The organism is Halalkalibacter flavus (assembly GCF_036663575.1).
Taxonomy (GTDB): Bacteria; Bacillota; Bacilli; order Bacillales; family Bacillaceae_D; genus Halalkalibacter; species Halalkalibacter flavus.
In genome coordinates, this window is the sequence record NZ_JAWRVK010000011.1 from 20,942 (window position 1) to 45,396 (window position 24,455).

Below are 24,455 nucleotides of genomic sequence, written 5' to 3' on the forward strand. Positions count from 1 at the left end.
TGCATAATAGAAAGTAGGGAGAAAAAATTGGAATTAACAAAAATTAGAAATGAACTATCTGTAAAAGGCAAAAATGGAATTGGATTTTTATTTTCTGCTGTTGTGATTTGGTCAATCATTACAATAATATTTTTACAACCAATAGAAATACAACAAAAAAATATATATATGTTATTTTCAACAGGTTTAATGTTTCCATTATCGGTTGGAATTTCTTCGTTAATTCGGGCGGATTGGAGACTTAAAAATAATCCATTAGGTGATTTAGGTTTATATCTCAATCTGGCTCAAATTATTTACTTTCCTATCCTTTTTTGGGGGATAGCAAGAATTCCAAATGATGCTATCATATTTTTTGCAATAATAACTGGGGCACATTTTTTTCCTTACGGGTGGTTTTATAATGCTAAACCTTTTTATATAATGGCACCAATAATCTCCATTGTAATAATGTTTTTGGGGTTATTTTTAAACGGAGAAGATTTATGGTTAATCCCATTATCTATGATAGTACTTATTCTGTTTTTGATTTTTTGGCTCATCTTAGACTATAAGAGGAAACCTTAAAGGCTATCTTGGACCTATGGTTAATAGATAGCATTTTACTGAGAGGCATTTTAAATGAAGAAAAGGGGGGGGATTTTGAGAAAGGTTGAAGTATGTTCATACAATGAAAAATGGGCTTTAATGTTTGCGGAAGAATCCGAAAAACTGAATCTCATTTTCGGAAGTGAAATTGTAGCCATTCATCACATTGGTAGTACTTCTGTTCCAGGTTTAAAAGCCAAACCAATAATCGACATTATGCCTATTGTTAAAGACATTCACATCGTTGAAAAATATAATGAAGAGATGCGAGACATCGGATATGACCCCAAAGGTGAGAACGAAATACTTGGACGAAGGTACTTTCAAAAAGGTGGAGACAATCGCTCCCATCACGTTCACATTTATCAGGTTGGAAGTTATGAAATAAAACGACATTTAGCTTTTCGAGATTACTTGCAAAGACATCCAGGTTTAAAGAAGAGTTATGGTGAGTTAAAAGAGAGATTGGCACAGCAATTTCCCTATGATATTAAATCGTATATAAATGGAAAGGAATGTCTTGTAAGAGAAATAGAAGTAAAAGCACTGGACTGGTATAAAGAAAATCAAAAATGAATCTGATAATGTTAGGCTTGAGTCAATGAGGAACAGCGCTCTTTCATTATTGTACAAAGAACTAAAGGAAGTAAGAAAAAAGAGTTGAACTACTTCACGAGATAAAGAGTTTTATTATTAAGAAAGTAGGAGAATAAGGTAGAGTACGAGTGCCTGGAATGCTGTTATGTAAACGATCATTCAAATGATATCATTACAGTAGTGTTTAATAAACCTAGATGGGAGACTTTGTAATGAGAACGGAAAAAGAAAAAATGTTAGCTGGAGAAATGTACAACCCTGCTGACCCAGTATTACTAAAAGAACGTGAGGAAGCAAGAAGAAAAGTTAGAATTTATAATCAAACATTAGAAACTGAAGGAGAAAAACGGACTAAATTATTAAAGGAATTACTTGGTTCAACTGGAGAAAACGTGTATATGGAGCCAAACATTAGATTTGATTATGGCTATAACACCTATGTAGGCGAAAACTTCTTTGCGAACTTTGACTGTACGATTTTAGATGTTTGCGAAGTACGGTTTGGGGATAATTGTATGCTTGCACCTGGAGTACAAATCTATACAGCGACACATCCCATAAACCCAACTGAACGTAATTCTGGTAAAGAATACGCAAAACCGATTACATTTGGAAACAATGTATGGATTGGTGGAAGTGTAGTCGTAAATCCAGGAGTAACAGTAGGAGACAATGTTGTTATCGCATCAGGTGCAGTAGTTACTAAAGATGTACCAGATAATGTTGTAGTAGGTGGTAATCCAGCCAAAGTAATTAAAAAGATTGAAATGTAAAGCTAATGTACTAAAGGGAGCGCCTGTTTCAATAAGGAACAGCGTTCTTTCATTATTCTGCTAAGGGTGCTTTAGCCTTAACAAAAACCAAAATAAACTAAAATAGGGGGAGAAGCTATGGGAGGTAATAGGAAAGAAAAAATTTATTATGAACGAGGAACAGGGGAACTAAAAAAAAGAACATTCGCGCACACAAACTTATTAAAGAATTTAATCATGTTGAAGTTGAGGAAGATGGAAAGAGAGAAGAGATTATTAGAAACTTGTTTGGAAGTGTAGGCAACAACCCAAGTATTGAGCATAATTTTCATTGCGACTTAGGCTATAACATTCATGTTGGTCAGGACTTTTACGCTGGCTATAATTGTACTATTTTAGATATGGCTGAGGTAAGAATTGGTGACAGCTGTATGTTAGGTCCTAATGTTGGAATCTATACTGCTGGTCATTCACTTGAATCTACAGGCAGGAATAAAAGTGGATATGCTATACCCATTAAAATCGGTAACGATGTCTGGATTGGGGGAAGTTGTGTCATATTAGCTGGAGTTGATATTGGTGAGAATTCAGTAGTTGCTGCTGGTTCTGTTGTTACCAAGGATGTCCCTGCTAATGTGGTTGTAGCCGGAAATCCAGCGAAGATATTAAGAAGTATTTAGGGTTGATGGATGCAAAGAGCAGGAGGGATTTCTTACCCGCTCTTTGCATTTTGTACGTATTACATAACAAACACCCACGCTAGCACTAAAATCACAGCGATAATGGGAATAAGTGCAAGATACATGATTAATTGATTATTGATACTTCGATTACTGCTATAGTTGGAGTCTTCAGCTCTTGTCAGTGATAATGTAATGACTAGAGCTGCGATACACACAATTGCAACTAATATAATTAAAAAAGTCATACGTCCTCCCCTGGCAACTTCTCTAATAAATTATCTTACAGTTAAAATAATTAAAATAAAACCATTTTATTTTGCTCCATTTTCTCATCTACTTTTTTATAAGAACTGAGAGAGCTTCTTTAAATTTCAGCATTTAGCAAGCATTACTCGGAAAAAGCTTTTGTATACTGAACGATACCATGCACATTTTTAAGAGAATGATCAGTTAATTCTAGAGCCATGAATACGTCATCAGGCACCTCAAATGGAGCTATTATATTCCATAAGCTAGCTGGTTTAAAACCAAATTTGGGATAATAGTCTTTATGTCCTAAAACAATAACGGAACGAAACCCGTGCTCCTTTGCTTTTTTTAACGCAGCATGAATTAACTGATTCCCAATTCCCTTTTTCTGATACTTAGGTAAAACAGAAACTGGAGCAAGTGCCAAAGAATCGACAGCGGCATCAGCGTCTATGATTTTTATTTTAGATAATAGAATATGCCCTATTATGTCGTGGCCTTTATTTGATGCGACTAATGAAAGTTCAGGAATAAATGCTTCTGATTTTCTAATCTTATTTACAAGTACGTGTTCTTTTTTATTGCTATATTCTTCATGTGAAAAGACTTTTTTAACCATTTCTTCAGTCATATGATAATCTTTAGTGAGCTCTTGTCTAATTAGAATTTCCATTTATAGTCTCCTGTTCTTTAGTTAAACGTTTCTTTATCCTATAAATGGCACCTCTTAATGTACTAGTCATTAAGAAAGGTTTACGCACCAAGTTCTAAACATAAGTTAAACAAACAAAAATCTCCATTTTAGTATATTTTTATTTTATAAAGTGATGGTGTAAAGGTCAATCTCAATATTTTACTACCTGTTAAACAAAGTAGGCAGAAATCCTTCAAATAGAGGGGGAATCTTGTTTAATTTTTGAAGAATCGAAAGTTAGTTGAACAAGCTATAATACTAATGAAGTACAAAACAAGGTGGAAAAGCTGGAAAAAAGTCTTTCATAATGCTGATGAAGGACAAAACAACGTGAAAATGCAGGAGAAAAGTCTTTCATAAAGCCGATGAAGGACAAAACAATACAGGAATGTAGAAGAAATGTTCATCATTAATGTATTAAAGTTCTCTTTTTAGTATGATAGAAAGTTTTAACAAAAAAATGTGAAGGGATTCACTTATGGTAACGAGCAATTGATTTAATATCAGTGTTGTCGTTAAGGAAGCCTTATAAATTGCTCACGAATGTTTAGAACAGCGAAGAAGGAAATGGTAAAATGAGTTATCGTTATACATAGGAGATGATCAGATGGAAGAACAAGTTCAAAGGTATTTTGCCGATTTAGAATCAACAGACAAAGAAACTCAATATCAGGCTTACAAGAATATATTAACTCTAGCAGAAAAAGAAGTTGACTGGGCATATGAAGTTTGGGATCAACTAGTACAAGATCTAACCGATCGCGACCATCATAAAAGATCTCGAGCAGTACAATTTCTTTCTTATTTAGCGATAAGTGATCCAGAAAAACGAATGCTTACGGATTTTCCAGCAATATGGGGGGTGACAAGAGATCCTAAGTTTGTCACTGCAAGACATAGCTTGCAATCGATCTGGAGAGTAGGATTAGCTGGGGATGAACAACTTGGATTAGTAATGAGCCACTTTGCTACTCGTTTTAACGACTGTGTAGAGGAAAAGAATTATACGTTGATTCGATATGATATGATCCAAGGTCTTAGAAACTTATACGATGAAGTAAAGAAAGAAGATATTAAACAAAAAGCCCTAGATTTAATAACTAAAGAAGAAGATAGTAAATACCAAAAGAAATATGCAAGTGTATGGAAAAATGCATAGGAATCCATTCATTTCATTTATGAGTACCTGACGCTGTACAAGGACAGGTCCCCCTTTCTTTAAGAAGTGGCGGACGGTCCCTTGTTGATCTAGTGTACATATATGGATAGGTCTTTCATGATTAGCATTCAGATGTTGTTTATGCTTCTACTTTTTGAAAAAACTGAGGTAAATGTTCTTTATGAGCTTCTAACATCTCATTGACAATTTCCTTGGCAATTGAATCAGACGGAGTTAGGGGATTGATCGTTAAAGCAAGAATGGCTTTTTCGTAATCTCCTATAACGGCAGCTTCTGCTGCTACTCTCTCAAATGATTTAATTTGCTGTACTAACCCTTGAACTTGTACAGGTAGTTCTCCTACGACAATTGGTTTCGGACCATCTTTTGTAATCATACAACTCACTTCTACGGCCGAGTCGGATGGAATGCCAGTAATCGCCCCATTATTTTGTGTATTAACTGGTTGAATATCGCGCTTATCATTATAGATAGAAGAAATTAATCGAACGGCTGCGTCACTATAATACGCTCCTCCACGTTCCTCGAGCTGTGGTGGTTTAATAGCTAGATCGGGATCTTTATAAAGCTCAAATAGTTCTTTTTCCAGCTTTTGTACAACTTCAGCACGTGTTTCTCCGTTTTCATAGTTTTTTAGTTCTTTTTCGAGCATTTGATCTTTTTTGTAGTAGTACATGTGATATGGACAAGTTAGAACATTTAAAGAGCGAATAAACTCGGGTTCCCAACCTAATCCGTCAATGTTTTTCACAAAGCTGCTATTTGCTAGATCTGTTAATAGATCTATGACCTTATCTTTTACACTGATTCCATCAACGTAGACATCTAAGCCGTATACCATATGATTTAGTCCAGCAAAGTCAATTCGAATTCGGGAGTGATCTACATCTAATAATTTTGCTACGCCCATTTCGATTCCAATTGGAACATTACATAGACCTACAACTTTTTTGATATTCGAATAACGTAATACGGCCTCAACAACCATACCAGCAGGGTTTGTAAAGTTAATTAACCATCCATTAGGACATAACTCTTCTATATCTTTGCAAATATCTAATATTACAGGTATCGTACGTAAGCCTTTGAATAATCCGCCCGGGCCATTTGTTTCTTGTCCAAGGACTCCATACTTTAAAGGAATTCTTTCATCTTTTGAACGAGCATCTAACAATCCTACTCGAAATTGAGTTGTGACAAAGTCCGCATCTTTTAAAGCTGCTTTTCGATCGAGAGTTAAATGCACGTCGATTGGTAGACCAGCTTTTTCAATCATACGTTTTGCTTAGTTTCCAACAATTTCTAATTTCTCTTTTCCTTCTTCTATATCTACTAACCATAATTCTCTTACTGGTAATTCATCATATCGTTTAATAAAACCTTCTACTAACTCAGGTGTATAACTCGATCCTCCGCCAATCGTTACAATTTTAATTCCTTTTGTCATTTTACTAGCACCTCCATAAGGATTTGTTTAATAAACTTTATAAGTTGATTCTATCTAGACAATGGAAGGGAGTAAATACATGTAGAGTATCTAGAGTTTTATAACAAGGAAAGGAACTTGTTTCACCTATGTAACACTATGTTTCCTTAAGTAGTTATAGTAATATGACATAAAAGAGGGTACTATCTAGTTGATCTTGGAGGTGGGATATACATGTTTACAGCTGAAATAATTGCATCATTAAATGAATTAGAAACATCCTTGTATAACTATATTATGAAAAATGAAGATAAAGTGGCGTATATGCGAATTCGTGAACTAGCAGATGAAACTCATGTGTCGACTTCGACCATTTTGCGTTTTTGCAGGAAGATGAATTGTGACGGTTTTTCAGAGTTTAAAACAAAACTGAAGTTACATTTGAAAGAGAATAAAAAGACTACGATTAAAAACATTGAACATTCGTTAATGGATTTTTTCGAGAGAATCTCACAGGGTAATATAGAAGAGCAGATTATGAAGGCAGCTTATTTACTAGCAAAAGCGAATAATGTCATCTTTATCGGAACAGGGAGCTCAGGTATTATGGCTGAATATGGGGCAAGATATTTTTCAAGCATAGGAAAATTCTCCATGTACATAAAAGATCCATACTTTCCCATTCATGCAAAATTACTTTCCGATAGTGTCGTACTTGCTTTATCTGTATCAGGAGAAACCCCTGCCATCATTACGCATATTAACCAACTAAAAGGGCAGGGAATTGAAGTCATTAGTATCACAAATAGCAAACACTCAACGATTTCTAAAATATCTGATATAAATATTCCATATTATGTAACAGAAGAGCGATTTGAAAATTCGCTTGGGATTGTAACAGAACCACAATTTAAGTATTCGGATATAACGACACAAGTACCAGTTGTTTATATTTTGGAATCAATTGCTCGTGAGGTTTATAAGGTAAGTAATTAAAAAATAATAAGCATTGGAGAAGTTAAGGCCAATGCTTAGTTGCTTATTAAAAACACATAGGTGATTCGTCATACAGGATCTAAGTTAACAGTTATAACAAACGCCAATCATTCTACTCTAGAAATCTCTTTGTTGCATCAGTTTATTTTTTTGCTAATATCGTTTCATAGCTAACGATTATGAAAATTAAAGGGGGAGTTACTATTCATTCATTTAATGAAGAGGGGGAGTTACTTCCTGAAGAGAAAGATACAATTAACCTCTTAACGAAATTGCCAATGGACTCACTAAATTTGGATGCAATAGCGGTTGTAACAAACATCTACCGAATTGCTCAGGGGTTAAGAAATAAAATGGGACGAGAGGTTTTATCTGAGTATGGTTTATCTTGGACGTCCTTTTCGCTGCTTTATGATTTATGGATCGGACAGTCGATCGAAACCAAAAAATTAGCAGAATCAGCTGGAGTAACGAAAGCAACGGTTAGTAATATTACGAAGACCTTGGAACGAAAAGAACTCTGTTATCGGAAAGTAGACAACAGAGATCGAAGAATTACCTACGTAATTATTACTGAAAAAGGAAGAAGAATTATGGAAGAGTTATATCCATTGTTCCATAAAGGTGAAGTAGAAATTGTTTCTAGCCTTTCTGTTAATGAGCAAAAAAACATCTCAGCACTATTAAGGAAAGTCATAAAAGAAAATCAGTTTTGACTTAATAAGTGAATATCATACAAGTATAGACGGGAAACCAAGTAGTCGTTATCTCCCTGTTTCAGAGAGTCGGTGGTTGCTGCGAACCGACACAAAGATAACACGAAATACATCCCCTGAGCTTTCTTTGTCATGGAGGCAAAGACGGACGAGCCGTTATTCGTTAAGTGGAAGAAATGATTCTTCAACAAGGGTGGTACCGCGTGCAAAACCACGTCCCTTTTATGTTAAGGGATGTGGTTTTTTATATTTATTTTTGGAGGAATGGAAAATGAACGACGTAATGAAACAACTAACAGAAGCACAAATAGCTGAAGTAAAGAGACAAATGGATATCTACACACAAGGTGTACAACATATTATTCCAGTGGAAGAGTTGGAAACAAAAGTGGCAAAATCCGTACTGGAAAATCGACCGATTAAATCAAATTAGGATTAGATCCATCAGCTCCAGATGTGCACCTTGGTCATACGGTTGTTTTAAAGAAAATGAGAAAGTTTCAGGAGAATGGGCATATCATCCAACTGTTGATTGGGGACTTTACAGGAAAGATTGGAGATCCAACAGGGAAATCCGTCGCTAGAAAACCATTAACAGATGAAGAAGTAACGTACAATGCCAAAACATACTTCGAACAGTTTGGAAAAGTGGTTGATATGGAAAAAGTTGAACTTCATTACAATTCAAAATGGTTATCAAAACTAAATTTTGAAGATGTGATTCAATTAGCTGGCAAAATCACAGTTGCGAGATTAATGGAAAGGGATGACTTTGAAGAAAGAATCGCTCTTGGCAAACCCATTTCGCTACATGAATTCTTCTACCCATTGATGCAAGGATACGATTCTGTCGTATTAGACTGTGATATTGAACTTGGTGGGACGGATCAGCATTTCAACGTACTGATGGGAAGACATTTTCAAGAGAAGTTTGGCAAAGAAAAACAAATTGCTATCCTCATGCCGTTATTAGAAGGACTTGATGGTGTGGAAAAGATGTCAAAATCAAAGAAAAACTACATCGGGATTGATGAAAGTCCACAAGAAGTGTACGGAAAAGCGATGTCGATTCCAGATAATTTAATGAAGAAATACTTCGAGTTAATTACTGACTTCTCTCCTGAACAACTTAACACCATCAAGAAAGAACTGGATTCAGGGGAACTGCATCCTCGAGATGCAAAAATGCTTCTTGGGAAAACGATCGTACGAATGTACCACGGAACAGAAGCAGCAGAAAAAGCAGAAAAACAATTTATCTCAGTCTTCCAAAAAGGAGCAATTCCTGATGAGATGCCAGTCGTTGAATGGAGCGGCATTAAGGAAATCCCGGTATTGGATTTTCTAGTAGAGCTTGATTTGCTACGTTCAAAAAGTGAAGTTCGCCGAATGATTGAAAATAGGGGAGTAAAAATAAATGGAGAAAAAATAGAAGTTACAGGATTACGTGTATCTCTTACTGATGGATTAGTCGTACAAGTTGGGAAGCGGAAGTTTGTGAAGGTGAAAGTGTAATGTGATGGTAATGGTAATGGTAATGGACCGGATAGAGTTAATAGCAGCTCAAAAGCAGGACGTATTTTTTCTCCTCTAAGTTGAAAACTAAAATAGGAAAATCAACTTAAGGAGAACAATGTGAATAACAAGAGAGATGCCAAAACCAAATCGTATTATATAGGTCTAATTATCATTCATATTCTACTTTTGAGTATGACTCTTACTAAAAAGAAAGACAGGAAAACGATTTTTCTTACATTATTATCTATCGTTGGATTCGCTTTTCACTTTGAATATCCTCTTTATATCTTAAAAGCTTATAGATATAGAACAGGGATACTTAATACAAAAGAAAAAGATAACTCATTTGGGTCCGTTTTATCTCAAGCTTTATTTGTTCCTTCTGTAGCCATATTCATATCAGCTTTCCAATTGGGTTGGAAAGTGAAAATATTGTTTACATTCTACTTTGTATTCATTGAAAGACTATTTATAAAAGTAAAGATTTTTAAAAATAACTGGTGGCATACCTCTTTTACGGCATTTGCTATATGTACCTTTTTTTTTGTAAGTGATGTTTGTTATAAGGGGATTAAAAAAAGTAATAAGTTGTTCTCGAACTTGACTTTGTACCATTCCATTCACCTCACTTATATGAGCTTATTATTTTCAGCTTCGTTATTTGGAATGTTTAGATTTACACCGACTTCCAACACAACACAGCCTTGGTATGAACACTATTCTTTTACTAAGGTGTATCTTGTGATTGAGACAGTCATTTCAACGTTTATATTAGAGCGGAAGAAGAAATGGTTGAAAGTATTGCCTCTATTCATAATTGTTATTGTTGACAGGTTTCTTTTGAAAATGGATCGCTTAAAAGTGAAAGGGAGCTATTGGCTTGGTTTGTTTCCAATAAGAATGATAGCTCATTTATTGTCATTTCAGTTGCAAAGATGGATAAAGAAATGAAATGTTAAATGAGCTCCTTTTTCTCAGATCAAATACAAAGAACTGTTGATACTGTCTTATTAAGCCAAGCAATATAGGGTGGTGCACCCCTTAAACAGTTTAAAAAGTAATAATCTGTTTAAGGGGTTTCTATATGTTTAATTAACTCAAAATCATTGGTAAACTTAGTTGCATTTTTCACGGCTATGTGTTGTAATTGAGATATATTTTTTATACTTTTATGTATAAAAAGTTCCTTGGTGTAACTTATAGGCGAATAATTCAAGGTGAATAGTTGTTTTAGCAACTATTTTTTTATTGTACCCTTATGGAAAAGGGTCTTTAGATTAAATTAGAAAGCATAGGTGAGAATAAAATGAACCATTCATATAGAGTGTTACTGTACTACATGTATGTACCAATTGAAGATCCAGAGACGTTCGCATCAGATCATTTAAACTTCTGTAATGACTTGGGTCTAAAAGGTAGAATTCTCGTTGCAGCAGAAGGTATAAACGGAACGGTGTCAGGCACGATTGCACAAACTGAAAAATATATGCAAACAATGAAGGCTGATCCACGTTTTGCTGATATGGTGTTTAAAGTGGATGAAGCTGATTTGCATGCGTTTAAAAAGATGCACGTTAGACATCGTGAAGAGCTTATTACACTGCGATTAGAGGATGACGTTAATCCGCTTGAAACAACAGGAAAATATTTAAAGCCTTCAGAATTCTATGAAGCTATGCAAGATCCAGAAACAATCGTCATTGATGCTAGAAATGATTACGAATATGATTTAGGACATTTCCGTGGAGCGATTAAACCAGAAATAACGAATTTCCGCGAACTTCCTGATTGGATTAAAGAAAATCGAGATAAGTTTGACGGGAAAAAGATCTTAACTTATTGTACCGGCGGGATTCGCTGTGAAAAGTTTTCTGGATGGCTAGTGAAAGAAGGCTTTGAGGATGTCTCTCAATTACACGGAGGGATTGTTACGTACGGAAAAGACCCTGAAGTTCAGGGGAAATTGTGGGATGGACAGTGTTATGTATTTGATGAGCGCATAAGTGTCCCTGTTAATCAAACCGAACACGTCATCGTTGGAAAAGATCACTTTACAGGGGAACTGTGTGAACGATATGTAAACTGCGGTAATCCTGAATGTAATAAAAAAATCATATGCTCAGAAGAGAATGAACATATTTACCTACGTGGCTGCACACATGAGTGTCGAGTACACCCAAGAAATCGCTATGTAGAAGAGAACAATTTGTCTGAGGAGCAAGTTAAAGATAGGCTTTCTCTATTAGGTGAGGAATTAGAAAACAAGGAACTAGAGGTCCTTTCATAACATGTGACGCATGGATTTTCGTAATTGAAAATCTCATGCGTTTTTTTGTTGTATAAACTCCCTCGTTTTGTTATTAGGTTAGCCATAGAAGCAGAAGAAAAGTTCGATCCCTTATTTTTATCACCTATTAATTGGTGATTATTTTTAGTGTTGAAAGTGAATCGAAACGGAAGAGTGCTTCATGTAGAGGATGAAGCCCGAATTGAAAGTGAATCGAAACGGAAAAGTGCTTCATAAAGAGGATGAAGCCCGAATTGGAATCGAATCGAATAGGAAAAGTGCTTCATGCAGAGGATGAAGCACATTTAAGACCGGCGCCAATTGGAAAAAGTCTTTCATAAAGAATCCCCCGATTGATAGACGTATACCTATAATTTTGTCTAGTATAACAGTGGCAAATTGAGAAACAATAGGTTTGTCATTCAACTGTGACTAAGATCGTTTTCATTGGCAATAATAATCGTTTTGTTAAAATCTTATCATTTTTACTGAAAGGAAGAAAAGAATGGCTCAATCAAATATTAAAGTTGCAGTTCAGAAATTCGGTAACTTCCTAAGTTCTATGGTATTGCCTAACATTGGTGCTTTTATAGCCTGGGGATTGATTACGGCATTATTCATTCCTACTGGTTTTTTTCCAAATGAAAACCTCGCCCAATTAGTCGGACCTATGGTAACTTATTTATTACCTCTATTAATTGGTTATACAGGAGGTAAATTGGTTCATGATCAGCGTGGTGGGGTTGTAGGTGCTATTGCTACGATAGGTGTGATCGTTGGTGCGCCTGATACTCCAATGTTCTTAGGTGCCATGGTGATGGGACCTCTTGCGTCATACGTTATTAAGAAGTTTGACCAAGCAATCGATGGGAAAATTAGATCTGGATTTGAGATGCTCGTTAACAATTTCTCTGCTGGTATTATTGGTGGGATCATTGCGATTCTTGCATTCTTAGGTATTGGTCCTTTAGTTCAATCATTTACACAAGTACTTGTCGCTGGTGTTGACTGGTTAGTGGATGCGGGATTACTTCCTATAACAAGTATTTTAATTGAACCTGCTAAAATTCTGTTTTTAAATAACGCGATCAACCATGGTGTTATGACACCAATCGGCTTAGAACAGGTTCAATATGCTGGACGTTCGATTCTCTTCCTACTGGAAGCAAATCCGGGACCAGGTCTTGGTGTGTTATTAGCATATTTACTGTTTGGAAGAGGAACGGCAAAACAATCCGCGCCGGGAGCAGCAATTATTCATTTCCTTGGTGGGATTCACGAGATTTACTTCCCGTATGTGTTGATGAAACCAATGCTAATTATTTCTGTTATCCTTGGTGGAATGAGTGGCGTTTTTACTCTTGTACTTCTAGGCGGAGGCCTAGTGGCACCAGCATCTCCGGGTAGTATTATAGCGATAACCGCTGTTACTCCACCAGAGGGAATGGTGTATGTAGCCAACTTCGCAGCAGTGATCGCAGCGATAGTTGTTTCCTTCATTGTATCTGCTATCGTGCTTAGAACAGGCAAACAAACAGAAGAAGATATTAACGAAGCTACAAAGAAAATGGAGCAAATGAAAGGTAAGAAGAGTTCTGTTGCAGGGAATGTAACTGGAAAAGCTACAGGAAATAAAGGTGTTTTGCCTGAAGATGTTAACAAGATCGTTTTTGCTTGTGACGCAGGAATGGGATCAAGTGCGATGGGGGCTTCACTTCTGAAAAAGAAAGTGAAAGAAGCTGGCCTAGATGTATCAGTAACAAATACAGCGATAAGTAATATACCAGCTGATGCTCAAGTTGTTATTACGCAGGAAGAATTGACGCCTCGAGCACAGAACAAGCTGCCAAGTGCCTATCACATCTCAGTTGATAACTTTTTATCAAGTCCTGAATACGATAAGCTAATTGCAAGCTTGCAAAATGGAGTAACAGAAGAACAGGCTGAGCTGGTTGAAGAATCTGAGAAAGATGCTGTAGGTGTAGAGCCTAATATGGCTGAAGATGATGATTTGTTACTTGAAGAAAACATCTTTATAGGTAAAGAATTCAAAACAAAAGAAGAAGCAATTCGTTTTGCTGGAACAGCGTTAGTAAAAGCTGGTTATGTTGAGGAGAGCTATGTAGATGCAATGATTGAACGTGAAGAGATCACATCTACTTATATGGGTAATAATGTAGCTATTCCACATGGCACAGAAGAAGCTAAGAAAGCAGTCATCAAATCAGGTTTTACAGTTATCCAGGTGCCCAATGGGGTAGATTTTAACGGGGAACAAGCAAAATTGATCTTCGGAATTGCGGGGAAAGATGGGACACACTTAGAGATCCTTTCAGGTATTGCCGTGATTTGTTCAGAACAGGCAAATGTTGATCAAATGGTACAAGCCAAAACTGCTACAGAACTAAAGGATATCATTAATAGTAAATGATCTACGGGAAAGGCGGGTTCTCCTGCCTTTCTATTCTGTTTTAAACTCTACGAAATATTTTGATAAGGAATGATAATGAAGCAAACCGTTCATCTTAGCGTAGAACGATTCGAAAAATTCATGGAAAAAAGATCTTCGCTAAATAAACGACGCTTGTCACTGTAACCATACTAAACACAGTAGACACTAGAACGGTTTGTGCCGCGTACTCTGGGTGATTGCCGTACTCTAATGCAAAGATTGAGCTGTTTCTAGAAGTAGGGAAAGCACTTGCAATAAATAACGCCTGTGCTGTCGTTCCTTCAAGATTAAGCATAAGAATTACGATGATCCCAATACAAGGCGATAGAATAAGACGACCTATTAAACTCAAAATCAAAGGCTTTGAAAATCGATAAATTTTAATAAAGGCACTTTGCGCTCCAAGTGTAATAAGGGCGATAGCAAGAAACGCATTCGCAATGTTTTCAATCGGTGTCCAAAGATAACTTGGAATGGTAATCGCAAAGGCTTGCAGAACAACGGCTAGCAAAAAGGCATAAATAACAGGATTTTTAAGAAACAGTCCTATTGCATGAATTCCTTTTTTCTCGGCTGACACAGCATTGAATAAACCATATGTGAAGGTAAGGAGATTTTGGAAAATCATGACTATGATTTGTACCGTTAATCCCAGTGGGTTATGCTGAAAAACAAGTTGGCTAATCGGAATTCCAAAGTTCCCATTATTGCTTAAAACAACACTGTTTTTAAAGGTAGAAGCTAAGCGACTCTCGAATTTCGCAGCTTTAGCCATTCCGGCACTTACGATCATTAGGCAAATATTTTGGATAACGAGAAAACTAAGAATGAAAAATAGAGTATCGCCCCTCATTTCACTTTGATACACATTCGCAAAGCACACCGCTGGTATGAGTAAGTACGTATTTAATTTTGATAATGTCTTCATATCAAAGGCAAATTTACGGTGAAGAAATGCACCAACTGCTATAAGTGAAAAAATGGGCAACATCACATTAACAACGATCACTACTAAAACGTCCATGAACGATCACTCCTTATTTATAGCTTATAAATGAATGAGTCGTTCGTAAAATTCAATTTATCTATGAAGCGCTATGCAAAAAGAGAATGATCCGGGTAAAACAAGGGGACTGACTCACAAATGTGCGTGCCTTAGGAGGAGAGAGAGCCCCACTACTCTCAGGGCATATAGCGAGCGTTCATTGCTTGGTGTTGTCCCAAAAGATACAGATTTAAGGGCTAAAAATTCAACCGTTCAACAAACTGGACAAATTCTTTCATCACCTTCATTTTTAAAGAATCCTCATGATAGAAGAGCCAGGTTTTTCTAACAAGCGGATTCCCTTGTTCATCTGTTAGATCAATTTTATAAAGGCCCTGATGATCATCGACTAGCGCACTAGGAAGAATCCCGTAGCCTAGCCCGTTTAGTACCATTTCTTTACAGGTAATCCCCTTATCGACCTCCATCCCAATGAATGGGGGCTGTGAAAAGGTCCGGCTCCACCACTGATCTATGGTTTGCAAAAGCAAGGTGTCCGTTTTATAGTCGATCCTCGGTAGCGAAGGTAAATCGTGAAGTTCAATCTTGTCCTTTGAAGCGATACAAATGTTTTCTTCAAAAAGAAGGAGTTTTGGTTCGGCCCACTGATAGTCGCCACGTACAATGCCAATTTGCACATCGCGGTGATAGACTTGATGAAACACTTCTTGACTCCATCCTGTTGTCACCTTGTAACTCACGTTAGGGAATTGTTCTTGAAACTGGCCTAATAGGCGCGGGAGCTTGTGTGTCGCTATGTAATTTGAGACGCCTAAACGCAAGGTGCCGCTAACCTCTTCCTCCATATTTAGGACCGTTTCTTTAATGCTTTGAAAACGCTCAAGCATCTCCTCTGCACATTTAGCCAAATACTCACCCTGAGGGGTAAAATGAACTCCTTTTGTACCGCGATTAATGATTGCAGTCTTGTATTCTTTCTCGATTTGTTGAATTCGTTTCGTTAATGTCGGTTGTGAGATATAAAGACTTTGAGCCGTTTTCGTGATGTTCTTCTTTTCATAAAGCTTCATTAAAATGAGCCAATCCCGTTCATCCATTTTTCTTCCTCCGTTAATACTGTTTTTCCGATTCCTCAAATTTTCTCTATCAAATTATAACGCCTTTTTACAAAGAGTGTATATAGAGGGCAGAATTCACTTAGTCAAATTGTGGATTATTTAAATGGTTTTGGAGAGTATATTAATAAAATACTGCTGAAAGTGAAGGAAGGGTATGGCTCATATAAATCAGGAATATCATTCGATATGGAGACTTTAATTGAAAATTTAAGTATTATTTCCTGATTATTTGGTGAAAGTTCAGATTTGATAATAAGAGAGATAAATGTGGATGAAATTAACAAAGTCGGGTTATTAATGCCTTTACTTCTTTTAATATTTGATAAGATAAAACATGCAATTAATTCTTGAGTCTAGCTTCATAAGTGTGGGTGAAGACGTGACAAACTCTCATGAAATATTGTTTATAAAAGAACACTTTTATAGTAAAATTATTGGAAGCGATTACAAAAATCGAGATTATAAGATAGGTAGTTGATGATAGATGATTAAAAAGTTTATGTCACCAGAGATTATTTTTGGCAAGGGGGCACTTGAACAAGTTGGGGAGAGCTTTTTACGTTTAGGTGCCAAGAAAGTGTTAATAGTGAGTGATAAAGGTGTGTGTGATGCTGGATGGGTTGAAAACGTGGCTCAAAATTGTCTGAGTGCTGGACTAGAGTATTCAACTTTTTTTAATTTAACAACTAACCCAAAGGACTTTGAGGTTACACTCGGAGCTCAAGTATTTGAAGAAACGGACTGTGAAGCAGTACTTGGAATTGGTGGCGGAAGTGTCCTTGATGTTGCAAAGGCAATAGCGGTTGTTGCTACAAATGGAGGGAAGATCAATGACTATGAGGGGGTAGATAAGTTGTTTGCGCCATTGCCACCTATGATCATGGCTTCGACTACAGCTGGATCAGGTTCTGATGTTTCTCAATTTTCAGTTATTGTCGATTCGGAAAAGAAAAAGAAAATGACGATCATCTCGAAGTCGCTCATTCCTGATATTTCAATTACTGATCCACTTACTTTATCGACTAAGGATGCGAGTTTAACTGCGTCGACTGGGTTGGATGTTTTAACTCATGCGATTGAGGCATATGTGAGTATAGCGGCTACATCTCTGACAGATGTACAGGCAAAGAATGCGATTCAATTAGTCGGTAAATTTTTAAGGCCGTCTGTTGCTTCAAGATCGAATGAAGAGGCGAAAGATGCTATGGCAATGGCCAGTCTTCAAGCTGGGTTAGCTTTTTCCAATGCTATTTTAGGTGCTGTTCATGCCATTTCACATGCCGTTGGCGGGAGATACGATTTGTCACACGGAGAAGTCAATTCGATACTTTTGCCACATGTGATGGATTTTAATCTCATTGCTAAGCCAGACAGGTATGTTGAGATTGCGGAGTTCCTTGGGGTGGACACGAGATCGCTACAGCCTACTGAAGCAGGATATAAAGGTATTGAGGTTGTTCGGCAGTTAGTAAAGGAAGTAGGGGCACCACAACATTTTTCAGATTTAAATTTGATGGGTCCAGACGAAGAAAGTATTAACGAAATGGCACTTACTGCAATTGAAGATGCATGCATGATTACGAATCCTCGTGATATAACAACACAAGATATTAAGGATATTTTCTCACGAGCGATGTAGGAGAGAAGTAGAATGAATCAAAAACAGCTTTTGATTGAGAGGTTAACAGGAGTCAAGTCATCAAAGAAAAGCTACTATACTGAATTAAAGAAAATGATTGAACAACTGGAAAAAAAGAATATGAAACTAGAAATCATTAATGAAGTAACCAAGAGTTTTACGATTGATATGACGATGGATGAAATGCTGAAAAACATTATGGATAAGCTTGTAAAGCTTTACAAATTTGATCGAATTAGTCTTTCCATCTACAAAAATGAACAACTAGTGTTAAAAAATGTATATCCAAGAGATTCGTTTTTCTTGAAAGTGGAGGAAGTTCTCCCAAATGAAAACTCACTTTATTACCGTGCAGCAACAGAAAAAAAGGTTCTGATTAATGATGCTCATGAAACATTTGGCCAATTATCAGATGTTGAGAAGAATACAATGAAGTCATTAGGAATTGAAACCATCTTATGTTTGCCTTTATACAGAAAGAACCAAGTGATAGGAGTATTGGCTTTAGGTAGTAAAACGATGATTGATTATCCGAATGACGACTTTTCTTTTCTTGAACAACTAGCTGATCAAATGGCTGTTTGTATGGAAAATTCATCCTTATATAATGAGGTATTAAATGGGAAAAAAGAGTGGGAAGAAACGTTTCGTGCTGTTCAAGACTTGCTCGTTTTCGTTGATTTAGATTATAAAATTATTCGTTTTAATGATCCAGTGAAACTTTTTTTCAAGCTTAGCGAAGAACAATTATATGGAAGAAAGACGGATGAAGTAATTCACTATCAAGACCCAATTGATTGTCCATTGGCAGAAAGTTATCGAACCAAAAAGACGGCTTTTCGCCAATCGAGGTTAGATAACGAACGGACTTGTGATATTTATACTTATCCAGTTTTTAACGAAAAGAAAGAAATGTACGGTGTCATTATATATTTAAAAGATGTAACTAAAAAATTGTATACAGAAGCACAATTAATGCATTCTGGGAAACTCGCAGCAATTGGTGAAATGGCAGCAGGAGTGGCCCATGAACTTAATAGTCCTTTAACAGCTATTATAGGAAATAGTCAATTACTTTTACGAGATTTTAATCCAGAAGATCCAACCTGCAAATTATTAAAAGATATTCATAATTGCGGGATTCGTAGTAAAAATATTATCCGCAATTTATTGACGTTTTCGAGACAGGATGAATATGAATTTGAACAATGTTCGTTAAATAAAGCGGTTGAACAAGTGTTGAGCTTAATTAGCTATCAAATAGAAAGGCAATGTATATCGTTACGTCTAGATCTCGATCCAGAGATCCCAATGATTGCAGGCAATTTACAACAGGTTGAGCAAATAGTGATCAACTTTTTACTAAATGCTAGAGATGCTCTTGATGAATGTGATCATTTACAAAAAGAGATTATTGTTAGAACAGGAATCAAGGAAAACGAAAATGAAAAATATGTTTTTATGTCTGTTGAGGATAATGGGATTGGAATTGGCACGAAAGAAATCACCGAAATTTTCCGACCTTTTTATACGACAAAGGATAGAATGAACGGGACCGGTTTAGGATTATCAGTCAGTTTAGGGATTGCAAAGGAACACGGAGGGGCGATCGAAGTAAAAAGTAAAAAGGGAAAGGGAAGTACGTTTATTTTCTTAATACCTATTAAAGGTACTAAGAAGGAGGATGTAATAGACTGATACGGATTTTCCTTTTCATGTGCGAATAGACAAAGGAATGAACTCTTTGAACATGACCTAATAAAGGAATGGTTAAATGACAACGAAATTACTAATTGTAGATGATGAAGTTGAAATTGGAAATTTTTTAAGTTATTTGTTTACGAAAAAAGGCTATGAAGTGTGTGTGGCCAGAACGCTCCGTGAAGTGGTCGATCATATTGATCAAACCGAGTTTCATTTAGCCATGGTTGATTTAAAAATGCCTGATACAAATGGATTGCACGTATTACAACTGATTAAAACTAACCAGCCATCTTGTAAAGTAATTATCATGACAGGCTATAGTACAGTAAAAACGGCAGTTGATGCGATAAAAAATGGGGCGAACGATTATATTGAAAAACCATTTGATGATATTGATGAACTTGAAAGTCATGTAGACAATTTATTGCATGTTCCAGGTACTTTTCTAGACGAGGAAATTGATAAAGTAGCCCGAAATATTGGAATGGTAACGGGTAACTCTTCATCGATGAAAACGATGCTGAAGATGGCTTATAAATTTGCGAGTAAAAATATCAATATTTTAATTGAAGGGGAGACAGGTACCGGTAAGGAAGTATTGGCCCGTTTTATTCACGAAGCGAGTAGCCGCTCCAAACATTCGTTTATTGGGTTGAACTGTGGAGCACTAACTGAAACCTTATTGGAAAGTGAATTATTTGGACATGAGAAAGGGGCTTTTAGTGGAGCGAATCAACTTAGGAAAGGTTTGTTTGAAATTGCGAGCAATGGAACCCTTTTCTTAGATGAAATTGCAGAAGCTTCGCCAGCCATTCAAGTGAAACTGTTGAGAGTGTTAGAAACACGTGAATTTATGAGAGTTGGTAGTGAACATACGTTAAAAACAAATGTAAGAATTATTGCCGCATCGCATGTGAACTTATACGAAGCGGTTCGTAATCGTTTGTTTCGAGAAGACTTACTCTATCGACTAGATGTTGTGAAATTACAGATCCCTCCTTTACGAGAAAGAAAAGAAGATCTCCCGCTTTTTATTAATAAGTTACTTGAGCAGTATCCCGGAATGGAATTTACAAGCGAAACGATTTCCATTATGGAAAACTATGATTGGCCAGGGAATATTAGAGAACTGTCAAATGTTGTTACAAGAGCGGCTGCTTTGGCGGAAGGGGAGACAACACTAATAACGCCTAATTACCTGCCAAATAATATAACGGAGTCTAAACACACTCTTCCAGTCCAAAAAGAAATGATGGAGCTAGAACATCAGCCTGTTGTTAAAGATTTTTCTAAATCCGAATTTGAGAGGTATTTAGAACGGTGGAATGCAGAAATGATTCATCTTCTAGAAGAACAAAATGAGGTTGATTTAGAAAAGGTAAATGAAAACCTAAGAAGTTTAGAGGGAATCGTTGAAAAGGCATTTATTTTTAAGGCGCTACGTGAGACATTAGGTAATCGAAAAGAAGCCTCGAAAAAGCTTAATATTAGTGTAAGAAAATTACGTTATCTATTAAATGAAAAAGGACAAACGTAAATATGTCCTTTTTCATTTTTTTATTTAGTTAGGTACGATTTTAGAAGTAGATAGTTTCTCTATGCTATTAAAAGAACCCTAATGAATCCTCGCTGTAGCTGACAAGCAAGTTCTTCGTTTGCTGGTAATGGCTAAGCATCATTTTGTGGTTTTCACGGCCGATTCCTGATTGTTTGTATCCACCAAATGCTGCATGAGCAGGGTAAGCATGGTAACAATTTGTCCAGACACGCCCCGCTTGAATATTCCTACCAAAACGATACGCTGTGTTAATGTTACGAGACCATACACCGGCTCCTAGGCCATATAATGAGTCATTAGCAATTGCAAGGGCTTCCTCTACATCTTGAAAGGTTGTAACGGCAACAACAGGTCCGAAAATCTCTTCTTGGAAAATCCGCATACGATTGTCCCCTTTAAACACAGTTGGTTTGATATAGTAGCCATTTTCAAATTCGTTCCCAAGTTCGTTTCGCTCACCACCAATTAAGCACTGGGCCCCTTCTTGTTTACCGATTTCTAAATAAGAAAGGATTTTCTCAAGTTGCTCTTTGGAGGCTTGAGCCCCCATCATTGTATCAGTATCAAGAGGATTCCCTGTTTTGATGGATTCGACACGTTGAAGAACGCGCTCCATAAAAGGCTCATAAATCGACTCATGTACGAGCGCGCGAGAAGGGCATGTACACACTTCACCTTGGTTTAAGGCAAACATCACGAAGCCTTCAATCGCTTTATTAAAGAATGCATCGTCTTTTTCCATAATATCAGGGAAGAAGATGTTCGGAGATTTCCCCCCTAACTCGAGTGTGACAGGAATAATGTTCTCTGAAGCATATTGCATTATTAAACGTCCAGTCGTTGTTTCACCTGTAAACGCGATTTTGGCAATTCGATCACTAGAGGCAAGTGGCTTACCAGCTTCAACGCCAAATCCGTTGACAATATTGACAACTCCTTTTGGAAGAAGATCACTGATTAACTCGATAAGAACTAAAATCGAAACCGGAGTTTGCTCGGCAGGCTTTAAAACAACACAGTTTCCAGCTGCTAAAGCCGGAGCTAGTTTCCAGACTGCCATTAAAATAGGGAAGTTCCAAGGAATAATTTGCCCAACGACGCCAAGTGGTTCATGGAAATGATACGCAACCGTGTCGTTATCTATTTGCGAAAGGCTTCCTTCTTGACTTCGAACAACTCCTGCAAAATAACGGAAGTGATCAATAGCAAGGGGGATATCTGCATTAATCGTTTCACGAACGGCTTTTCCATTTTCCCATGTTTCGGCAACTGCTAGCATTTCTAGTTTTTCTTCCATACGATCTGCAATTTTATTTAAAATATTGGATCGTTCAGCGGGGGACGTCTTTCCCCAGCTTTCCTTAGCAGCATGAGCTGCATCGAGTGCAAGTTCAATATCTGCCGCAGAAGAACGGGCCACTTCACAAAAAACTTTTCCTGTAACTGGAGTCTTATTTTCAAAGTATTGCTGGTTTACCGGGGCTGTCCACTCACCGTTAATATAATTGTCGTACCGTTTTTTAAATGTAACTGTTGAATTTATTTCTCCTGGATTTGCATAGATCATTGTTATTCCCTCCATCAGCTATAGAAAATTAGGATGGGCTGACCCATCCTAGTGAGTACGATTGATTAAAAAGAAGCACGAATGATTTCTTGTAATTCATCCAATGTTGCTTTGCGAGGGTTCGTTAATGCACAAGCATCTCTCATTGCATTTTCAGCAAGTAACGGAATATCTTCTTCTTTAGCACCTAGTTGTGCAAATCCAGTAGGAATTCCAACATCTTTGGTTAAAATCTCAATGGCAGTAATTGCTTTTTCAGCAGCTTCCCTCGTAGATAAACCGCTTACATTTTCACCTAAAGCAACTGCGATCTCAACAAAGCGTTCTGGTTTTGCAATTAAGTTATATCGTTCAACGTGTGGCAAGAGAATAGCATTACACACACCATGAGGTAAGTTATAAATCCCGCCAAATTGGTGTGCGATCGCATGCACATATCCTAATGATGCATTATTAAATGCCATACCAGCTAAAAATTGTGCATAAGACATTTGATTTCTGGCCTCTACATCTTCTCCGTTGGCAACTGCTGCTCGAAGATTCTTGCTAATGATTTTCATCGCTTGTATTGCACAAGCATCGGTGATTGGTGTTGAGTTTGTAGAAACATAAGCTTCAATTGCATGAGTAAGTGCATCGACTCCAGTAGCTGCAGTTAATCCCTTGGGTTTCTTTACAGTTAAAATGGGATCATTGATCGAAATGGTAGGAGTCGTATGTTTATCGACAATAGCCATCTTTACTTTTCTCTCTGTGTCAGTAATAATACAAAAGCGAGTCATTTCACTTGCAGTACCTGAAGTTGTATTAATAGCAATAAGTGGCGGCATCGGTGAAGCTGACTGATCAACACCTTCGTAATCATGGATTCGCCCACCATTTGCAGCAACCAGACCAATACCTTTAGCACAATCGTGAGAGCTTCCGCCACCGAGTGAAACAATCGTATCGCATCCCTTTTGTTGATAAATGCGTAAACCCTCTTCAACATTTAAATCTGTTGGATTCGGCTCAGCGCCTGAGAAAATTTCTACTTCCACTCCAGCTTCACGAATAAGTTTAGCGACGCCGTCGGCAACACCCAATTGCAATAAACCTTCGTCAGTTACAATTAACGCTTTTTTGCAACCTAAATTTTTCACTCGAGGACCTGCTTCCTTAACAGCCCCAATGCCCATTAGATTTACACTTGGAATAAAGAATCCATATACTTGTTCGTTAGTCATTTAAATTCCCCCTTATAATTGAATACACTAACTATATTGCAAATGTTGTGCCAACTTTTTGAAGTTATGGTTTAAAAAATATGATAAAGCAGATAGATACTTTGTAAATCTTGATCTATTACCTATTTTCATAGTTGTTATAGGTAAATCAAATTAGGTTTTTTTAAAAAATGAACGTAAAAAAAGAAATAATAGAGCTGAAAGTTGCCGAATTTCCGGCTCGATTTGACGATGATTTGTCTTGTTTGGCCAAGTAACGGTATAGCATTCTGCATTGTTCATGGAAAAGGACTGCAACGATTGTTACCTTTGACTTGAATGTGTAGTGGAGAAAAACGATCTCATTTGATCTTCTGAGCTTGCTTCACGGAATGCTGGTTGCCAGAAAAATTTCATGTATGTGAAAAAGTATTGCGAATAGGGAAGGATATTTAAAAATTAGGAGTGTTCGAGAGGTATTTCAGACATGATTTCTCGGTATTTAAGGGGTTTACGTTTA

The 24,455-nt window shown here is 36.8% G+C and carries 19 protein-coding genes, 2 pseudogenes and 1 other annotated feature; of the genes and pseudogenes, 14 read left to right on the forward strand and 7 right to left on the reverse strand.

Going from position 1 to position 24,455, the window contains the following annotated elements:
• Positions 1–27 precede the first annotated feature (27 nt).
• From SAY88_RS09400 to SAY88_RS09420, 4 genes are all read left to right on the forward strand, one after another.
• Positions 28–567, forward strand: coding sequence for a DUF7010 family protein (locus SAY88_RS09400; RefSeq protein ID WP_332631305.1), 540 nt, complete (start codon positions 28–30; stop codon positions 565–567).
• A 75-nt stretch (positions 568–642) separates the two neighbouring features.
• Positions 643–1,164, forward strand: coding sequence for a GrpB family protein (locus tag SAY88_RS09405; RefSeq protein WP_332631307.1), 522 nt, complete (start codon positions 643–645; stop codon positions 1,162–1,164).
• Positions 1,165–1,397: 233 nt separating this feature from the next.
• The gene (locus tag SAY88_RS09410; protein ID WP_332631309.1) at positions 1,398–1,958 is read left to right on the forward strand and encodes a sugar O-acetyltransferase; all 561 of its coding nucleotides are present in this window, start codon (positions 1,398–1,400) and stop codon (positions 1,956–1,958) included.
• A 263-nt stretch (positions 1,959–2,221) separates the two neighbouring features.
• Positions 2,222–2,617 (forward strand): sugar O-acetyltransferase, encoded by a 396-nt coding sequence (locus tag SAY88_RS09420; RefSeq protein WP_336821704.1) that lies wholly within the window; start codon positions 2,222–2,224, stop codon positions 2,615–2,617.
• Between the two features lie 59 nt (positions 2,618–2,676).
• On the opposite strand, the gene SAY88_RS09425 is transcribed toward SAY88_RS09420, so the two are convergent.
• Entirely contained in the window at positions 2,677–2,865 is a 189-nt protein-coding gene (locus SAY88_RS09425) for a BshB3 potential contributor to bacillithiol synthesis (protein WP_332631313.1), read from the reverse strand.
• A 143-nt stretch (positions 2,866–3,008) separates the two neighbouring features.
• The gene (locus SAY88_RS09430) at positions 3,009–3,542 is read right to left on the reverse strand and encodes a GNAT family N-acetyltransferase (RefSeq protein ID WP_332631314.1); all 534 of its coding nucleotides are present in this window, start codon (positions 3,540–3,542) and stop codon (positions 3,009–3,011) included.
• A 628-nt stretch (positions 3,543–4,170) separates the two neighbouring features.
• Between SAY88_RS09430 and SAY88_RS09435 the strand changes: the two genes are divergently transcribed.
• The gene (locus SAY88_RS09435) at positions 4,171–4,722 is read left to right on the forward strand and encodes a hypothetical protein (protein WP_332631316.1); all 552 of its coding nucleotides are present in this window, start codon (positions 4,171–4,173) and stop codon (positions 4,720–4,722) included.
• Between the two features lie 139 nt (positions 4,723–4,861).
• Here the strand turns inward: SAY88_RS09435 and SAY88_RS09440 are convergent.
• Positions 4,862–6,190, reverse strand: a pseudogene (locus SAY88_RS09440) (6-phospho-beta-glucosidase).
• Between the two features lie 213 nt (positions 6,191–6,403).
• Here SAY88_RS09440 and SAY88_RS09445 point away from each other — a divergent pair.
• From SAY88_RS09445 to SAY88_RS09470, 6 genes and pseudogenes are all read left to right on the forward strand, one after another.
• Positions 6,404–7,165 (forward strand): MurR/RpiR family transcriptional regulator, encoded by a 762-nt coding sequence (locus SAY88_RS09445; RefSeq protein WP_332631318.1) that lies wholly within the window; start codon positions 6,404–6,406, stop codon positions 7,163–7,165.
• A 179-nt stretch (positions 7,166–7,344) separates the two neighbouring features.
• On the forward strand, positions 7,345–7,881 hold the full coding sequence (locus tag SAY88_RS09450; RefSeq protein WP_332631319.1) for a MarR family winged helix-turn-helix transcriptional regulator: 537 nt from the start codon (positions 7,345–7,347) through the stop codon (positions 7,879–7,881).
• Positions 7,882–7,898: 17 nt separating this feature from the next.
• Positions 7,899–8,105 (forward strand) — a binding site (T-box leader).
• A gap of 47 nt (positions 8,106–8,152) precedes the next feature.
• Positions 8,153–9,396: pseudogene (gene tyrS / locus SAY88_RS09455) on the forward strand (tyrosine--tRNA ligase).
• Positions 9,397–9,516: 120 nt separating this feature from the next.
• Complete coding sequence (locus SAY88_RS09460; protein WP_332631321.1) at positions 9,517–10,350, forward strand: hypothetical protein; 834 nt, start codon at positions 9,517–9,519, stop codon at positions 10,348–10,350.
• A 355-nt stretch (positions 10,351–10,705) separates the two neighbouring features.
• Positions 10,706–11,686 carry an oxygen-dependent tRNA uridine(34) hydroxylase TrhO gene (gene trhO / locus SAY88_RS09465; RefSeq protein ID WP_332631322.1) on the forward strand — a complete coding sequence of 327 codons (981 nt, stop codon included), beginning with the start codon at positions 10,706–10,708 and terminating at the stop codon, positions 11,684–11,686.
• A gap of 505 nt (positions 11,687–12,191) precedes the next feature.
• Positions 12,192–14,117, forward strand: coding sequence for a PTS mannitol transporter subunit IICBA (locus tag SAY88_RS09470; protein WP_332631324.1), 1,926 nt, complete (start codon positions 12,192–12,194; stop codon positions 14,115–14,117).
• A 118-nt stretch (positions 14,118–14,235) separates the two neighbouring features.
• Here the strand turns inward: SAY88_RS09470 and SAY88_RS09475 are convergent, their stop codons facing one another.
• Both SAY88_RS09475 and SAY88_RS09480 read right to left on the reverse strand, forming a co-directional pair.
• The gene (locus tag SAY88_RS09475) at positions 14,236–15,162 is read right to left on the reverse strand and encodes an AEC family transporter (RefSeq protein ID WP_332631326.1); all 927 of its coding nucleotides are present in this window, start codon (positions 15,160–15,162) and stop codon (positions 14,236–14,238) included.
• A 218-nt stretch (positions 15,163–15,380) separates the two neighbouring features.
• The gene (locus tag SAY88_RS09480; protein WP_332631329.1) at positions 15,381–16,241 is read right to left on the reverse strand and encodes a LysR family transcriptional regulator; all 861 of its coding nucleotides are present in this window, start codon (positions 16,239–16,241) and stop codon (positions 15,381–15,383) included.
• 505 nt (positions 16,242–16,746) lie between these two features.
• Here SAY88_RS09480 and SAY88_RS09485 point away from each other — a divergent pair.
• The 3 genes from SAY88_RS09485 to SAY88_RS09495 all read left to right on the forward strand — a co-directional run bounded on the left by SAY88_RS09485 (position 16,747) and on the right by SAY88_RS09495 (position 21,142).
• Positions 16,747–17,901: an iron-containing alcohol dehydrogenase gene (locus SAY88_RS09485; RefSeq protein WP_332631331.1), complete on the forward strand. Its 1,155-nt coding sequence runs from the start codon at positions 16,747–16,749 to the stop codon at positions 17,899–17,901.
• Positions 17,902–17,913: 12 nt separating this feature from the next.
• Positions 17,914–19,599 (forward strand): ATP-binding protein, encoded by a 1,686-nt coding sequence (locus SAY88_RS09490; RefSeq protein ID WP_332631333.1) that lies wholly within the window; start codon positions 17,914–17,916, stop codon positions 19,597–19,599.
• Between the two features lie 76 nt (positions 19,600–19,675).
• Positions 19,676–21,142, forward strand: a complete 1,467-nt coding sequence (locus SAY88_RS09495) for a sigma-54-dependent transcriptional regulator (protein WP_332631335.1) — start codon at positions 19,676–19,678, stop codon at positions 21,140–21,142.
• 67 nt (positions 21,143–21,209) lie between these two features.
• On the opposite strand, the gene adh is transcribed toward SAY88_RS09495, so the two are convergent.
• Positions 21,210–22,730 carry an aldehyde dehydrogenase gene (adh, locus tag SAY88_RS09500; RefSeq protein WP_332631337.1) on the reverse strand — a complete coding sequence of 507 codons (1,521 nt, stop codon included), beginning with the start codon at positions 22,728–22,730 and terminating at the stop codon, positions 21,210–21,212.
• Between the two features lie 65 nt (positions 22,731–22,795).
• Positions 22,796–23,956: an iron-containing alcohol dehydrogenase gene (locus SAY88_RS09505; RefSeq protein WP_332631338.1), complete on the reverse strand. Its 1,161-nt coding sequence runs from the start codon at positions 23,954–23,956 to the stop codon at positions 22,796–22,798.
• Positions 23,957–24,455: the final 499 nt, after the last annotated feature.

Excerpts from the sequence above, each read along its gene's own strand:
- SAY88_RS09410 (WP_332631309.1), top strand. The coding sequence starts at position 1,398 with ATGAGAACGGAAAAAGAAAAAATGTTAGCTGGAGAAATGTACAACCCT.
- SAY88_RS09425 (WP_332631313.1), bottom strand. The coding sequence starts at position 2,865 with ATGACTTTTTTAATTATATTAGTTGCAATTGTGTGTATCGCAGCTCTA.
- SAY88_RS09430 (WP_332631314.1), bottom strand. The coding sequence starts at position 3,542 with ATGGAAATTCTAATTAGACAAGAGCTCACTAAAGATTATCATATGACT.
- SAY88_RS09435 (WP_332631316.1), top strand. The coding sequence starts at position 4,171 with ATGGAAGAACAAGTTCAAAGGTATTTTGCCGATTTAGAATCAACAGAC.
- SAY88_RS09445 (WP_332631318.1), top strand. The coding sequence starts at position 6,404 with ATGTTTACAGCTGAAATAATTGCATCATTAAATGAATTAGAAACATCC.
- SAY88_RS09450 (WP_332631319.1), top strand. The coding sequence starts at position 7,345 with ATGAAAATTAAAGGGGGAGTTACTATTCATTCATTTAATGAAGAGGGG.
- trhO (WP_332631322.1), top strand. The coding sequence starts at position 10,706 with ATGAACCATTCATATAGAGTGTTACTGTACTACATGTATGTACCAATT.
- SAY88_RS09470 (WP_332631324.1), top strand. The coding sequence starts at position 12,192 with ATGGCTCAATCAAATATTAAAGTTGCAGTTCAGAAATTCGGTAACTTC.
- SAY88_RS09475 (WP_332631326.1), bottom strand. The coding sequence starts at position 15,162 with ATGGACGTTTTAGTAGTGATCGTTGTTAATGTGATGTTGCCCATTTTT.
- SAY88_RS09480 (WP_332631329.1), bottom strand. The coding sequence starts at position 16,241 with ATGGATGAACGGGATTGGCTCATTTTAATGAAGCTTTATGAAAAGAAG.
- SAY88_RS09485 (WP_332631331.1), top strand. The coding sequence starts at position 16,747 with ATGATTAAAAAGTTTATGTCACCAGAGATTATTTTTGGCAAGGGGGCA.
- SAY88_RS09490 (WP_332631333.1), top strand. The coding sequence starts at position 17,914 with ATGAATCAAAAACAGCTTTTGATTGAGAGGTTAACAGGAGTCAAGTCA.
- SAY88_RS09495 (WP_332631335.1), top strand. The coding sequence starts at position 19,676 with ATGACAACGAAATTACTAATTGTAGATGATGAAGTTGAAATTGGAAAT.
- adh (WP_332631337.1), bottom strand. The coding sequence starts at position 22,730 with ATGATCTATGCAAATCCAGGAGAAATAAATTCAACAGTTACATTTAAA.
- SAY88_RS09505 (WP_332631338.1), bottom strand. The coding sequence starts at position 23,956 with ATGACTAACGAACAAGTATATGGATTCTTTATTCCAAGTGTAAATCTA.